Origin of the sequence: Streptomyces roseolilacinus (assembly GCF_014649335.1) — a bacterium.
Lineage (GTDB): Bacteria > Actinomycetota > Actinomycetes > Streptomycetales > Streptomycetaceae > Streptomyces > Streptomyces roseolilacinus.
The window spans coordinates 268,680-281,679 of record NZ_BMSV01000009.1; the positions used below are offsets into that span (position 1 = coordinate 268,680).

Below are 13,000 nucleotides of genomic sequence, written 5' to 3' on the forward strand. Positions count from 1 at the left end.
GGTTTTCACATGGCCAGGGTTCCGGCGTCGGTCGTCGCCGCAGGTGGGCTCGTCGGGGGATACGGCGTCGCCCGGTGGACGAAGAAGCGGCCGCTCGGCGGGGTCGCACTGGCCGCCGCCGGGGCGGTGGCCGCGCGGGAGTGGCGGCGGCGTGGCGGGAACGCCACGGCCGCCGGACTGAGCGCCGCGTACGTCGCGGCGTTCGCCGGGTCCCACCCGCTGGCGAGGAAGGTCGGCCCCTGGCCGGCGGTGTTCTCCGTCGCCGGCGGCATGGCCCTGGCCTCCTGGGCGGTCACCCGGTGCCAGGAGCGGGCACCGCGGGGGTGAACGCCCGCGCACCCGCGCGCGTGTTCGGGGGCGCCTCCCCGTGGGCACCCGGGCGGGTGGCCGGCCGGCGGGGGCCGGTCACCCGCCCAGGGAGTGGGAGACCGTGTGGATCAGCAGACCCGCCAGCGCCCCCACCACCGTGCCGTTGATGCGGATGAACTGCAGGTCGCGGCCGATGTGCGCCTCGATCTTGCGGGACGTCTGGTCGGCGTCCCAGCTCGCCACCGTGTCGGTGATCAGCGAGGTGATCTCCGCCCGGTACGTCGTCACCACGTACGCCGCGGCGTCCTCCAGCCAGCCCTCGACCTTCCGCTGGAGGTGCGCGTCCGTCGTCAGCCGGGTGCCCAGGGACAGCAGCGACGTCCGCGCCCGCAGCCGCAGCTCGCTCCGCTCGTCCTCCGCCGCCGACATGATCATCGAGCGGACGGCCCCCCACGCCGACGCGATGACGTCCTGCACCTCCGGCCGCGCCACCAGGTCGGACTTCAGGCGCTCCACGCGGGCCCGCGTCTCCGTGTCCGCCTGGAGGTCCGTCGCGAAGTCCCCGAGGAACCGGTCGATCGCGCCCCGCGCCGGGTGCCCCGGCATGTCGCGCATCTCGGTGACGAACCGCAGCAGCTCCTTGTAGACCCGCTCCCCCACCTTCCGGTCCACGAACCGCGGCGTCCAGCCCGGGGCCCCGCCCTGCACGGCGTCCATCACCGAGTCGCCGTGCGTGACCAGCCAGTCGTGGGCGCGGGCGCAGACCAGGTCGACCGCCCGGTGGTGCGCCCCGTCGGCGACGACCCGGTCGAGGGTCTTGCCGATGCCGGGGGCGATCTCCGCCGCCTCCGCCCTCCGCGTGATCGCCTCGCCGACGACGGCCTGCACGTCCGCGTCCCGCAGGACGGTCAGGGCGCCGCGCAGCGCCGTGGACAGCTCCGCCGTGACCCGGTCGGCGTGGGCGGGCTCGGCCAGCCAGGCGCCGAGGCGGCCCGCGATGTCCAGGGCGTGCAGCCGGGCCCGTACGACGTCCGCCGAGAGGAAGTTCTCCCCGACGAACTTCCCCAGCGACTCGCCCAGCTGGTCCTTCTTCGTCGGGATGATCGCCGTGTGCGGGATGGGCAGGCCCATCGGGCGGCGGAACAGCGCCGTGACCGCGAACCAGTCTGCCAGCGCGCCCACCATGCCCGCCTCGGCGGCCGCCGCCACGTAGCCGGGCCAGCCGGTCACGCCGGAGGACTCCGCCCAGGTCGCGAGCGCGTAGACCACCGCCACCAGGAGCAGCAGCGCCGTCGCCGCGGTCTTCATGCGGCGCACCCCGCGGCGCTTCTCCTCGTCCTCCGCCGTGTACGAGAAGCCGCCGGCGCCCGCCGTCCGCGTCGCCTTCGTGCCCGTTCCGGTCATTCGCTCCGCCCTCTTCGGCCCGGGCTCGTCCCCCCTCCGGGGAGTTGCGCGCGAGCCGGCACCGCCACTTGTCCTATTCCAGGTACTCCCGAGGCGGGCCGCTAGTTCCTGGGGCGAATACTTTTCCGGGTACTCATGCGCTTTCTCACCCTTTCGGGTTGCCGTGCCCAGGGCGGAAGCCGAGGGTGACGTCCGTGATCAGGGAGCGGGTGTGGTCGGCGATGCTGAGGCTCTCCACGCCGCCCTGGTTCCAGGCGATGAAGTCGATCCGGCTCGCCTGCTCCCGCTCGGCCTGGCGGCGGGACTCGCGGTTGGCCTGCCGGGCCTGGTCGTTGGCCCTTCGGGCTTCGAGGAAGCTGAGCAGGGAGAGCGCGACGGCGACCACCGCCACGGCCGGCGTCAGCCACTCCCTGGCCCCTTTGCGGCCGTCCTCGTCGGGCTCCTTCGGCATGTCACCAGCCTGGGCGCTCCCCGCCGCCCGGGGCCACCGGAACGCACCCGGCCGGGGGGCGGGCGGCCGGGCGGGCGAAGGCCCGAGGGGGCCCGGCCCGGGTCACCGGACCGGCCGCCGCTCGGCGTACATCCGCGCGATGACCGCCTCGATGTCCGGTTCCCGTACGGACAGGTCGACCAGCGGGTACGCCCCGGCGACCTCCGCGACCAGCGGCGCCGCCGACGCGGACGCGGGGAACGCCAGCCACTGCCGGGTCCCCTCCACCCGTACCACGCGGGCGCCGGCCACCTCGATCGGCGGCACCTCCCGCTCCAGGTCGACGACGAGCGTCCGCGTCGCCGCGCCCGCCTCGCGCAGCCCGCTCAGCGTGCCGTCGTACACCAGCCGCCCGTGGTCGATGACCATCACGCGCTTGCAGAGCTGTTCGATGTCGGTGAGGTCGTGGGTGGTGAGCAGCACCGTCGTGCCCTGCTCGGCGTTGAGGTCCCGCAGGAACCCGCGGACCTTCGCCTTCGACACGACGTCGAGGCCGATCGTCGGCTCGTCGAGGTACAGCACGTCCGGGTCGTGGAGGAGCGCCGCCGCGATGTCGCCGCGCATCCGCTGGCCGAGGGACAGCTGGCGGACCGGCACCTCCAGCAGGGCGCCCAGGTCGAGGAGTTCGACGCACCGGTCGAGGTTCTCCCGGAAGCGGGCGTCGGGGATGCGGTACATGCGGTGCATCAGCCGGTAGGAGTCGCGCAGCGGCAGGTCCCACCAGAGCGTCGTGCGCTGCCCGAAGACGACGCCGATGCGGCGGGCCAGGCGGGTCCGCTCCCTGGCGGGGTCGATGCCGGCGACGCGCAGCCGGCCGCCGCTCGGGGTGAGGATGCCGGTGAGCATCTTGACGGTGGTGGACTTGCCGGCGCCGTTCGGGCCGATGTAGCCGACCATCTCGCCGCGCGCCACGCGGAAGGTCAGCCCGTCCACGGCCCGCACCCGGCGCCTCTCCCGGCGCAGCAGGCCCACCCTGCGGCGCACCTCGAAGACCTTCTCGACGCCGTCGAGGTCGATGAAGTCCGGTTCCATGGCGGTCACGCGTCAGCTCCCCGTGCTCCGGTACGAACGGATCCCCACGCGCCACGCCAGCCCCGCCAGCGCGACGCACCCCGCGGCGACCAGCGGGGAGGCGAAGGCCGCCCACGGCGGCAGCCCGGCCGGCGCCTCGCGGCCCAGCACGTACAGCGCGGGCACCCAGTTGACGAACGCCAGCGGCACGACGTACACGACGCCCCGCACCAGCTCGCCCGCGAAGATGGACGGCGGGTACTGGAGGAGGGTGTTCCCGCCGTAGGTGAAGGAGTTGGCGACCTCCGCGCCGTCCTGCGCCCAGAACTGGAACGCCGCCCCGGCCGTCATCAGCGAGCCGAAGATCAGGGCGCCCGTCACGGTCATCAGCGGCACCATCGCCGCCTTCGCCACCGTCCACTCCACGCCCTCCAACACCACCAGCGACCACACCAGCACCAGCAGCCCCTGCGCCAGCCGGCCGAGCCGCCGCAGCGCGAACCGGTCGGCGGCCACCTGCGCCAGGACGGGCGCCGGGCGCACCAGGAACGTGTCGAGCGTGCCGTCCCGCACCCGCCGCCCCACCTTCCCCACCTGGCCCATCGCCAGGTCGGCCAGCCCGAAGGCGGTGCTCGTCGTCCCGTACAGGAACGCCACCTCGCCGAAGGCGAACCCGCCGAGCCCCCGCACGTGGCCGAACATCAGCAGGATCACGACGAAGTCGAAGAAGTTCACCACCAGGTTGGACACCAGCGTCATCGCGAAGGAGAAGCGGTACGTCATCGTGGAGCGGATCCACATGACGGCGATCAGCCCGTACGCGCGCAGCCCCTCGGCGGCCGTCGCCACCCGCCCGCTAGCCACCCTGGACCACCACCCGGCGCGTCGCGACCGCCTGGACCGCGCGGCCCGCGGCCAGCAGCACCAGGGCCCAGCCCGCCTGGAAGGCGTACGCCTCCCACAGCTCCCAGCCGGTCCGCTTCTCCAGGAACACGTCGGCCGGGACCTGCAGCATCGACGCCCAGGGCAGCGCGCGGGCGACCTCGCCGAGCGCGCCGGGGAAGACGGTCAGCGGCAGCAGCATCCCGGAGAAGAACACCCCCGACAGCCACGCCACCTGCACCGCCCCCGCCCCGTCGAGCAGCCAGAACACGGAGAGCGCGACCAGGTACCAGACCGCGAAGCTCACCGTGACGCCGAGCAGCACCGACACCAGGAAGGCGAGCCAGGTGAGGGGGTGTTCGGGCAGGGCCAGGTCGAAGGCGAGCGCGCCCACCGCCATCGGGACGACCCCCCGTCCGAGCAGCTGGAAGGCGGCCCGTCCCAGGTTGGCCGAGAACCACCACAGCTGGAGGTCGGCGGGCCGGTAGAGGTCGACGGCGATGTCGCCGGTCTTGATGCGCTGGATCAGCTCCTCCTCGAAGCCGCCGCCCATCAGGGAGCAGGCGGCGAGCAGGGACTGGCCGATCCAGACGTACGCCAGGGCCTCGGCCATGTCGTAGCCGCCGAGGCGGGGGCGCTCGTCCCACAGGGCCACATAGGTGAACGTCAGGACGAAGCCGAAGACGGTGTTGGTGAACACCCCGGCGGCGGTGGCCACCCGGTAGGTGGCGTGGCGGCGGAAGCCGCTGGCCAGGACGGTCCAGTACAACCGCATGGCACCGCCTCCCCCCTCTGGCCGCATCCGCGCCGTCCGACACCCCGTCAAAGCGGGTGAGCCTAACCGGCCGCACCCCGGGCACGCGACCGCTTTTCGCGTCGCGGGACAGGCGCTCCGGGGCGGGATGCACGGGTCGGCGCTCGGCGCGGTGCACTATGTGGGGAGTGATAAAACATCACAATTCGGACAGTGATCGCGACCATGACCGCAACCGTGCCGGAGACCCAGTGAGCGACGCCCCGCCGCAGCCCCCCGCCGGAGGCTGGGAGCCCCGTGACCCCACCGTCCAGACCCCGGGCGACGCCGACGCCCCGCCCTCCCCCCGCCCCCCGGGCCCCGACCGGCCCCGGGCCAGGACCCCGCACCCCGACCGGACCCCGGACCCCGGCCGGACCCGGCCCCGCCGCACCGGGTGGCGCCGCGCCCTGCCCACCCGCCGCACGGTCCTCGGCGGCCTGCTGCTCCTCGTCCTCGTCCTCGGCGGCGGCTTCCTCGCCGGGTACCACCTCATCGAGATCCCGCCCGCCAACGCCGCCGCGACCGCGCAGGCCAACGTCTACCTGTACGCGGACGGCAGCCCGCTCGCCCAGGGCGGCCGGGTCAACCGCGAGAGCGTCCCCCTCGCCCGCATCCCCCGCCCCCTGCAACAGGCCGTGCTCGCCGCCGAGGACCGCGACTTCCACACCGAACCGGGCGTCGACCCCGGAGCGCTGCTCCGCGCCTCCTGGAACACCCTCACCGGCAAGGGCACCCAGGGCGGCTCGACGATCACCCAGCAGTACGTGAAGAACTACTACCTGGGCCAGGAACGCACCGTCACCCGCAAGGTGAAGGAGTTCTTCATCGCGATCAAACTGGACCGCGCCAAGTCCAAGGACGAGATCCTCGAGGGATACCTGAACACCAGCTACTACGGCCGCAACGCCTACGGCGCCCAGGCCGCCGCCCAGGCCTACTACGGCAAGGACGTCCAGGACCTCGACACCTCCGAAGGCGCCTACCTGGCGTCGCTCCTCAACGCCCCCAGCGCGTACGACGTGGGCGCACGCCCCTCCAACCGCCCCCGCGCCCTGGCCCGGTGGAACTACGTACTGGACGCCATGGTCCAGGAACGGTGGCTGACGGCGGCCCAGCGCTCCGCCCTCCGCTTCCCCGTGGTGCTCCCCTCCCACCCCACCGCCGGACTCGCCGGCCAGCGCGGCTACGCCGTACAGGCCGTGAACGCCTTCCTCGCCCGCCACGGCGTCCTCTCCCAGAAGGAACTCGCCGCGGGCGGCTACCGCATCACGACCACCCTGCGCAAGGACCGGGTGGACGCCTTCAGCGAGGCGGTAAGGGAGCAGGTGCTCGACCGGCTCGACCCGGACACCAACCCCGCCGACCGCTACGTCCGGGTGGGCGGCGCGTCCATCGAACCCTCCACCGGCAAGATCATCGCCCTGTACGGCGGCGTCGACTACACACGGCAGTACGTCAACAACGCCACCCGCCGCGACTACCAGGTCGGCTCCACCTTCAAACCGTTCGTCCTGGCCTCCGCCGTCGCGCACGGCGCCACCACCCAGCACGGCGAGCCGATCACCCCCAACACCGTCTACGACGGCACCAACAAACGCCCCGTCCAGGGCTGGACCGGCAAGGCCTACGCCCCCGCCAACGAGGACGACGTGTCGTACGGCGGCATCCCCCTCCACACCGCCACCGACCGGTCCGTGAACGCGGTGTACGCGCAGCTCGCGGTGGACGTCGGCCCGAAGAAGGTGCAGCGGACCGCCATCGCGCTCGGCCTGCCGGCCGACACCCCCGACCTGAACGCGTCCCCGTCCATCGCCCTCGGCCCCGCCACGGCGAGCGTCCTGGACATGGCCGAGGCCTACGCCACCCTCGCCAACCACGGCAGGCGGGGCCTGTACACGCTGGTCGAGAAGGTCGAACGGATCGACCCGGACGGCGACCACCCCCTGCCGCTGCCCGCCGCCGGCTCCGGCGCCCGCCAGGCCGTGAGCCGCGAGGCCGCCGACACGACCACGGCCGTCCTGCGCGGCGTCGTCGAAGGCGGCACCGGCACCGCGGCACGGGCGGTCGGCCGCCCCGCGGCCGGGAAGACCGGCACCGCCGAGGACGACAAGGCCGCCTGGTTCGCGGGGTACACCCCGGACCTGGCGACCGTGGTCGCGCTGATGGGCCAGGACCCGAAGACCGGCGCGCAGAAACCGCTGTACGGCGCGATGGGCCTGGCCCGGATCAACGGCGGCGGCGCCCCCGCGGAAGTGTGGGCCCACTACACCGGCACGGCCCTGGACGGCACCCCCGCCCGGGACTTCGACCTGCGGCTCCCGGAGGGCTCGGAGATCGACAGGGACCGGGAACCGGAGGACCTCACGGAGGAGGCCGGCGCCGAGGACACCACCGACCAGGCGACGGACGACCGGCCCCGGCCCCAGGACCCGCCGCCGCCCGACCGGACGGCGCCCGAGGACGAGATCCGCATCACGGAGTGACGGCGGCGCACACCGCCGCCGCACACCGCCCGCGCCCCGCCGCACCCCGGCGGGGCCCCGGCCGCGACCGGGGCGGGGCCGGAGCCGGCGGGACCTCAGTGGCCCGACGTGGCCTTGAGCCCCACCACGGCGACCAGCAGCAGGCACACGAAGAAGATCCGGGCCGCGGTGACGGGCTCACCGAGGACGAGCATCCCCACCACCGCCGCCCCCGCGGCACCGATGCCGACCCACACCCCGTACGCCGTGCCGATCGGCAGCGTCCGGGTCGCCTGGGCCAGCAGGACCATGCTGGCGACGATGCCGAGACAGGTCAGCACACTCGGCCAGAACCGGGTGAAACCATCCGTGTACTTCATGCCGACCGACCAGCCGACCTCCAGCAGACCGGCGACGACGAGCAGGACCCAGGCCATGACCACACACACCCTTCGGGGACGAGAGGTTCTCGGGGTGCGTCGTCTTTGCCTCGGGACCCGGTACGGCGCGTCTCGTCGGGTGGTGCCTCCACGGTGACAACCGTCAGAGGTAGAGCCCCGTGGAGTCCTCGGAGCCCTCGAAACGGTCGGCGGCGACCGCGTGCAGGTCGCGCTCGCGCATCAGGACGTACGCCACACCGCGCACCTCGACCTCGGCACGGTCCTCGGGGTCGTACAGCACCCGGTCACCGGGCTCCACGGTACGGACGCTCTGGCCGACCGCGACCACCTCGGCCCAGGCCAGCCTGCGGCCCACCGCGGCGGTCGCAGGGATGAGGATGCCGCCTCCCGAGCGCCGCTCGCCCTCGGGAACGTCGGACCGGACCAGCACCCGGTCGTGCAGCATCCGGATGGGCAACTTGTCGTGGGTGTTCTCGCTCACCCCACGAACCTACCCGGCCGGACGCCGCTCCCGGCCCCAGGGGCCCCTCAGACCCCGCGCCGGCGGGACGACACGACGACCAGCCCGATCACGCCGGCCGCCAGGAGCGCCACCGGCACCACCCGCTCCAGACGCGGCGCGCCCCCCTCGTCCACGAAACGGGCCTTCACGTCGGTCACCACCCGGTTGACGGCCACGAAGGCCCGGCCGGCCGTCTCGTCGACGGTCGACGCCACCTTCGCCTTCGCGTCACCGATGATCGTCTTCGGGTGCAACCGCACGCCGATCTCGTCGAGCGCGACGGCGAGCTGCTCGCGGCGGCGGACGATGTCCGCCTCGATCTGCGCGGGGGTCCTGGCGTCCGACACCGAGCTGCCTCCTTGGTGGCCGTGATCTGCGGTCGCTTCGTCAGGACAGTCTGTCAGCTCCACCGGCCCGGAGCTGTCCCAGACCCCCGTTAGGCTCGGTCGCGTACCCGCCCGTACCCCGTGAGGAGAGCCACAGCCATGAGCGAGCGACTGCAGCCCGGCGACACCGCCCCCGCCTTCACCCTGCCCGACGCGGACGGCGGAGAGGTCTCGCTCGCGGACCACAAGGGCCGCAAGGTCATCGTCTACTTCTACCCGGCGGCGCTCACGCCCGGCTGCACCAAGCAGGCGTGCGACTTCACGGACAACCTGGCGCTGCTCGCGGACGCCGGCTACGACGTGATCGGCGTGTCCCCGGACAAGCCGGAGAAGCTGGCGAAGTTCCGGGAGAAGGAGGACCTGAAGGTCACGCTGGTGGGCGACCCGGAGAAGAAGGTGCTGGAGGCGTACGGCGCGTACGGCGAGAAGAAGCTCTACGGCAAGACGGTGACGGGCGTCATCCGCTCCACGGTGGTCGTCGACGAGGACGGCAAGGTCGAGCGCGCGCTGTACAACGTGAAGGCCACCGGCCACGTCGCGAAGATCATCAAGGACCTGGGGATCTGAGCCCCGCTCCCCCGGCCCCGAACGGCCCGCACCGCCCCACCGGCGGCGCGGGCCGCTCCGTTCTCCGGACGCAACCATCCGACCATCGGTTCGTTACTCCGTACGAGGCCACGAACAGACGGCCGCGTGGGGGAGGAAGCGATGCCGGTCAGCCCGTACACGAAGGAACGCCTGGAGCAGGCCGCCCGAGGGGCGCGATCACTGTCGGAGGCGATGGAGCGGCTCGGGGTGGACCCGGCGAGTCCGACACGGCGCTACCTACGCGAGCGGATGAGGCGGCTGGGGGTGGACACCTCGCACTTCGAACGGGAGACGAAGTGGACCAGGGACGTCCTCCGGTCCGCGGTCGCGGCGTCCACGAACATGTGCGAGGTCCTGCGCCACCTCGGCCTCGGGGTCGTCGGCGGACACCACACCCACATCAGCCGCCGCATCAGGGCGTACGGCATCGACACCTCGCACTTCCGGGCACCCGAACGCCGCGGGGTGCCCCGGCGCCCGGGGACGCCGGAACACGTGCTCGTCCGGCAGCCCGCCGACCGGGCCAGGCGCGTCCCGGGCGACCGGCTCAGGTCCGCCATGGCGGCACTGGGGGTCCCGGAGCGGTGCGCCCTGTGCGGCACGGGACCGGTCTGGCGGGGCAGCCCTCTGCCCCTGGAGGTCGACCACGTCGACGGCGACTGGCGCGACAACCGGATCGAGAACCTGCGCTACCTCTGCCCCAACTGCCACTCCACCACGGACGGCTACCGGGGCCGCGCCAAGAGGCGCCCCGCGGAGGGAGCCGCGTGAGCGGGGGCGTGAGGTACACCCGTGAGCGGCTGGCGCAGGCGGCCGAGCAGTGCGCGGACCTGGACGAGGTGATCGCCTTCCTCGGCGCACGGCCGTGCGGCAAGCTCCGCGCGTACCTCGTCGGGCGGTTCGCGCGGTTCGGCATCGACATCTCGCACCTGGCCCCCTGTGACGGCCCGGCCCGGCCGACGCCCGGCGAACTGCGTGAGGCGGTCGCGAAGTCGGTCTCCCTCGCCGAGGCGCTGCGCCGCCTGGGCCGGCCGGACAGCGGCACCCAGCGGAGGAAGTTCCGTCAGTGGGTGGCCGAGGACGGCCTTTCGACCGCGCACTTCCTGGGGCAGGCGCACCGGCGCGGCAAGCCGGGCGCGACGCCGGTCAGGCGCGCCGAGGAGATCCTGGTCAAGCACGGGGGCGAGCGCCGCACCAGGACCCTCCTCCTGCGCCGCGCGCTTCACGAAGTCGGTGTGCCCGAGGTGTGCGCCGGGTGCGGGGTGGGGCCCGAGTGGCGGGGGAAACCCATGACGCTGGAGGTCGACCACGTCAACGGCGACTGGAGCGACGACCGGCGCGAGAACCTGCGGCTGCTGTGCCCCAACTGCCATGCCGTCACCGGCACCTGGTGCCGCGGGGGCCGTCCGCGAGGAGGTGTCCGGCGTCCGCCTCCCGGCCGGGGGGCCGGGCCAGTAAAGTAGGGCGCGGCCAGGCGCCCGTACGCCAAGGGCTGAGCGGCGATCTTTAGGTGGTCGTGTTTGTCGGTTCGAATCCGACCGGGCGCACAGGGTGGAAAGGGCCCCGCACCTTGGATTCCAAGGTGCGGGGTCTTTTCGTGTGATCAGCCCAGCAGCTCGCGGACGGCCGGTACCAGGGCGCGGAACGCCTTGCCCCGGTGGCTGATCGCGTTCTTCTCCTCGGGGCTCAGCTCGGCGCAGGTCCGGGTCTCCCCCTCGGGTTGGAGGATCGGGTCGTAGCCGAAGCCGCCGGTGCCGGCGGGGGTGTGCCGCAGGACGCCCGGCAGTCGGCCCTCGACCACCCGTTCGGTGCCGTCGGGCAGGGCGAGTGCGGCGGCGCACGCGAAGTGGGCGGTGCGGTGCGGGTCGTCGATGTCGGACAGCTGGGCGAGGAGGAGGTCCAGGTTGGCCCGGTCGTCGCCGTGGCGGCCGGCCCAGCGGGCGGAGAAGATGCCAGGGGCGCCGCCGAGGACGTCGACGCAGAGGCCCGAGTCGTCGGCGACGGCCGGGTGGCCGGTGGCCTGGGCGAGGGCGTGGGCCTTGAGCAGGGCGTTCTCCGCGAAGGTGACGCCGGTCTCCTTGACGTCGGGGACGTCGGGGTAGGCGTCCGCGCCGACGAGCTCGTGGGTGAGCCCGGCGGCGGCGAGGATGGCGCGCAGTTCGGTGATCTTCCCGGCGTTGCGGGTGGCGAGGATCAGGCGGGTCATGGCGTCCAGTATCGCGGGCGGTGCGTTGCGCGGTGCGGGGTGCGGGGTGCGGGGTGCGCGGTGCGTTATGGGGTGCAGACCTTGCCGACTTCGGTGGCCGCGTCGGTGACGGGCTTGATGTCGGGGGTGGTGTCGCCGTTCTTGACGGAGGTGCGGACCTGTTCGACGCCGTTCGCCAGGTCGTCGACGGCCTTGGACAGGTCGGCGTTGCCGGTCTTGTCCTTGAGGGTGGTCAGTTCCTTGTCGATGGCGTTGAGGGATTCCTCGATCTGCGTGGGGTCGCCGGCGTTGGCGACGGCCTGGCTGAGGCGGTCGACGCTGGTGGCGATGGCCTCGGCGGCCTGGACGCAGTCGAACGCCTTGTCCAGGGCTCCGCAGCCGGTGAGGGTGAGGGCGGCGGCGAGGGCGACGCCGGAGACGAGGGCGGTGGTGCGGTGACGGCGCATGAGCGGGTGTCCTCCCCTGGCTGGTTACGGGCGTACGGTACCTTCCGCACGCCCGTGTCCGGTGAGACGCCGCCGGGTGGCGGCGCGGTTGCTCAGAGGGTCGTTTCGAGGGCTTCGCGCTGGAGTGCGGCCAGGTCGGCGCAGCCGCCGGTGGCGAGGTCGAGGAGGGCGTTGAGTTCCTTGCGGTCGAAGGGTTCGGCCTCGGCGGTGCCCTGGACCTCGACGAAGCGGCCGTCGCCGGTGCAGACGACGTTCATGTCGGTCTCGGCGCGTACGTCCTCCTCGTAGCAGAGGTCGAGGAGGGGGGTGCCGTCGACGATGCCGACGGAGACGGCGGCGACGGTGCCGGTGAGGGGCTTGCGGCCGGCCTTGACGAGTTTCTGCCGCTGGGCCCAGGCGACGGCGTCGGCGAGGGCGACGTACGCGCCGGTGATCGCGGTGGTGCGGGTGCCGCCGTCGGCCTGGAGGACGTCGCAGTCGAGGACGATGGTGTTCTCGCCGAGTGCCTTGTAGTCGATGACGGCGCGCAGGGAGCGGCCGATGAGGCGGGAGATCTCGTGGGTGCGGCCGCCGATCCTGCCGCGGACGGACTCGCGGTCGCCGCGGGTGTTGGTGGAGCGGGGCAGCATGGAGTACTCGGCGGTGACCCAGCCTTCGCCGCTGCCCTTGCGCCAGCGGGGGACGCCCTCGGTGACGGAGGCGGTGCAGAAGACTCTGGTGTCGCCGCAGGAGATGAGGACGGAGCCCTCGGCGTGCTTGCTCCAGCCGCGCTGGATGGTGACCGGGCGGAGCTGTTCGGGGGTGCGGCCGTCGATACGGGTCATGGGGAGAGCCTAGGCCGTGTCGTGGGGGTGGGGCGCCGGCCGGTCGGGGGCGGGGGTGTGCGGTTCGGGTGGGCGGGGGGGTTCGTCCGTGCCGGGTCCCTGTTCCGTCGGGGGTGTGGCGCGGCCCGCCTCCGTGCCGGTCGGGGTGGGGGCGGGCCGTGTCGTGGGGCTGGGGAGTGTCTTCGAAGCGGTGTCGTTCGCCCGTAGGGCAGACGAGACTTTGAAGACACGACCTAGGTGTATTGACCCGGAGCGTTGTTGACGCGGCTGATGGGCGGGTGTCCGCCGAGTGC

The 13,000-nt window shown here is 73.2% G+C and carries 16 protein-coding genes, 1 tRNA gene and 1 riboswitch; of the genes, 6 read left to right on the forward strand and 11 right to left on the reverse strand.

What is annotated here, in order from left to right; genetic code table 11:
- The first annotated feature begins 9 nt into the window (after positions 1-9).
- A complete protein-coding gene (locus tag IE106_RS22575; RefSeq protein WP_189536954.1) occupies positions 10-327 on the forward strand; it encodes a hypothetical protein in 318 nt (105 codons plus the stop codon).
- Positions 328-405: 78 nt separating this feature from the next.
- Here the strand turns inward: IE106_RS22575 and IE106_RS22580 are convergent, their stop codons facing one another.
- The 5 genes from IE106_RS22580 to IE106_RS22600 form a co-directional block, all read right to left on the reverse strand.
- Positions 406-1,713: a DUF445 domain-containing protein gene (locus tag IE106_RS22580; RefSeq protein ID WP_189536956.1), complete on the reverse strand. Its 1,308-nt coding sequence runs from the start codon at positions 1,711-1,713 to the stop codon at positions 406-408.
- Between the two features lie 145 nt (positions 1,714-1,858).
- Complete coding sequence (locus IE106_RS22585) at positions 1,859-2,164, reverse strand: hypothetical protein (protein WP_189536958.1); 306 nt, start codon at positions 2,162-2,164, stop codon at positions 1,859-1,861.
- Between the two features lie 102 nt (positions 2,165-2,266).
- The gene (locus tag IE106_RS22590; protein ID WP_189537021.1) at positions 2,267-3,235 is read right to left on the reverse strand and encodes an ABC transporter ATP-binding protein; all 969 of its coding nucleotides are present in this window, start codon (positions 3,233-3,235) and stop codon (positions 2,267-2,269) included.
- Positions 3,236-3,247: 12 nt separating this feature from the next.
- Entirely contained in the window at positions 3,248-4,015 is a 768-nt protein-coding gene (locus IE106_RS22595; RefSeq protein WP_189537023.1) for an ABC transporter permease, read from the reverse strand.
- 55 nt (positions 4,016-4,070) lie between these two features.
- Positions 4,071-4,871, reverse strand: coding sequence for an ABC transporter permease (locus IE106_RS22600; RefSeq protein WP_189536960.1), 801 nt, complete (start codon positions 4,869-4,871; stop codon positions 4,071-4,073).
- Between the two features lie 230 nt (positions 4,872-5,101).
- Here IE106_RS22600 and IE106_RS22605 point away from each other — a divergent pair, with 230 nt between their 5' ends.
- On the forward strand, positions 5,102-7,375 hold the full coding sequence (locus IE106_RS22605) for a transglycosylase domain-containing protein (protein WP_229840698.1): 2,274 nt from the start codon (positions 5,102-5,104) through the stop codon (positions 7,373-7,375).
- Positions 7,376-7,470: 95 nt separating this feature from the next.
- Here the strand turns inward: IE106_RS22605 and IE106_RS22610 are convergent, their stop codons facing one another.
- The 3 genes from IE106_RS22610 to IE106_RS22620 form a co-directional block, all read right to left on the reverse strand.
- On the reverse strand, positions 7,471-7,791 hold the full coding sequence (locus tag IE106_RS22610) for a DMT family transporter (protein WP_189536962.1): 321 nt from the start codon (positions 7,789-7,791) through the stop codon (positions 7,471-7,473).
- Positions 7,792-7,827: 36 nt separating this feature from the next.
- A riboswitch (guanidine-III (ykkC-III) riboswitch) is annotated at positions 7,828-7,897 on the reverse strand.
- Positions 7,898-8,236 (reverse strand): GroES family chaperonin, encoded by a 339-nt coding sequence (locus IE106_RS22615; protein ID WP_189536964.1) that lies wholly within the window; start codon positions 8,234-8,236, stop codon positions 7,898-7,900.
- A 47-nt stretch (positions 8,237-8,283) separates the two neighbouring features.
- Positions 8,284-8,604, reverse strand: a complete 321-nt coding sequence (locus IE106_RS22620; protein ID WP_189536966.1) for a DUF3618 domain-containing protein — start codon at positions 8,602-8,604, stop codon at positions 8,284-8,286.
- 138 nt (positions 8,605-8,742) lie between these two features.
- Between IE106_RS22620 and bcp the strand changes: the two genes are divergently transcribed.
- The 4 genes from bcp (at position 8,743) to IE106_RS22640 (ending at position 10,778) form a co-directional block, all read left to right on the forward strand.
- Positions 8,743-9,210: a thioredoxin-dependent thiol peroxidase gene (bcp, locus tag IE106_RS22625; protein ID WP_189536968.1), complete on the forward strand. Its 468-nt coding sequence runs from the start codon at positions 8,743-8,745 to the stop codon at positions 9,208-9,210.
- Between the two features lie 141 nt (positions 9,211-9,351).
- Positions 9,352-10,002, forward strand: coding sequence for an HNH endonuclease signature motif containing protein (locus IE106_RS22630; protein WP_189536970.1), 651 nt, complete (start codon positions 9,352-9,354; stop codon positions 10,000-10,002).
- 8 nt (positions 10,003-10,010) lie between these two features.
- Positions 10,011-10,694 (forward strand): HNH endonuclease signature motif containing protein, encoded by a 684-nt coding sequence (locus IE106_RS22635; RefSeq protein WP_229840699.1) that lies wholly within the window; start codon positions 10,011-10,013, stop codon positions 10,692-10,694.
- An 11-nt stretch (positions 10,695-10,705) separates the two neighbouring features.
- A tRNA-Leu gene (locus IE106_RS22640) sits at positions 10,706-10,778 on the forward strand.
- 56 nt (positions 10,779-10,834) lie between these two features.
- Here IE106_RS22640 and rdgB read toward each other — a convergent pair.
- From rdgB to rph, 3 genes are all read right to left on the reverse strand, one after another.
- Entirely contained in the window at positions 10,835-11,437 is a 603-nt protein-coding gene (gene rdgB / locus IE106_RS22645) for an RdgB/HAM1 family non-canonical purine NTP pyrophosphatase (RefSeq protein WP_189536974.1), read from the reverse strand.
- A 65-nt stretch (positions 11,438-11,502) separates the two neighbouring features.
- Positions 11,503-11,883 (reverse strand): DUF8711 family protein, encoded by a 381-nt coding sequence (locus tag IE106_RS22650; protein ID WP_189536976.1) that lies wholly within the window; start codon positions 11,881-11,883, stop codon positions 11,503-11,505.
- Positions 11,884-11,975: 92 nt separating this feature from the next.
- On the reverse strand, positions 11,976-12,707 hold the full coding sequence (rph, locus tag IE106_RS22655; protein ID WP_189536978.1) for a ribonuclease PH: 732 nt from the start codon (positions 12,705-12,707) through the stop codon (positions 11,976-11,978).
- Positions 12,708-13,000: the final 293 nt, after the last annotated feature.

Excerpts from the sequence above, each read along its gene's own strand:
- IE106_RS22630 (WP_189536970.1), top strand. The coding sequence starts at position 9,352 with ATGCCGGTCAGCCCGTACACGAAGGAACGCCTGGAGCAGGCCGCCCGA.
- IE106_RS22575 (WP_189536954.1), top strand. The coding sequence starts at position 10 with ATGGCCAGGGTTCCGGCGTCGGTCGTCGCCGCAGGTGGGCTCGTCGGG.
- IE106_RS22650 (WP_189536976.1), bottom strand. The coding sequence starts at position 11,883 with ATGCGCCGTCACCGCACCACCGCCCTCGTCTCCGGCGTCGCCCTCGCC.
- IE106_RS22590 (WP_189537021.1), bottom strand. The coding sequence starts at position 3,235 with ATGGAACCGGACTTCATCGACCTCGACGGCGTCGAGAAGGTCTTCGAG.
- IE106_RS22580 (WP_189536956.1), bottom strand. The coding sequence starts at position 1,713 with ATGACCGGAACGGGCACGAAGGCGACGCGGACGGCGGGCGCCGGCGGC.
- IE106_RS22610 (WP_189536962.1), bottom strand. The coding sequence starts at position 7,791 with ATGGCCTGGGTCCTGCTCGTCGTCGCCGGTCTGCTGGAGGTCGGCTGG.
- bcp (WP_189536968.1), top strand. The coding sequence starts at position 8,743 with ATGAGCGAGCGACTGCAGCCCGGCGACACCGCCCCCGCCTTCACCCTG.
- IE106_RS22600 (WP_189536960.1), bottom strand. The coding sequence starts at position 4,871 with ATGCGGTTGTACTGGACCGTCCTGGCCAGCGGCTTCCGCCGCCACGCC.
- IE106_RS22585 (WP_189536958.1), bottom strand. The coding sequence starts at position 2,164 with ATGCCGAAGGAGCCCGACGAGGACGGCCGCAAAGGGGCCAGGGAGTGG.
- rdgB (WP_189536974.1), bottom strand. The coding sequence starts at position 11,437 with ATGACCCGCCTGATCCTCGCCACCCGCAACGCCGGGAAGATCACCGAA.
- IE106_RS22595 (WP_189537023.1), bottom strand. The coding sequence starts at position 4,015 with ATGTGGATCCGCTCCACGATGACGTACCGCTTCTCCTTCGCGATGACG.
- rph (WP_189536978.1), bottom strand. The coding sequence starts at position 12,707 with ATGACCCGTATCGACGGCCGCACCCCCGAACAGCTCCGCCCGGTCACC.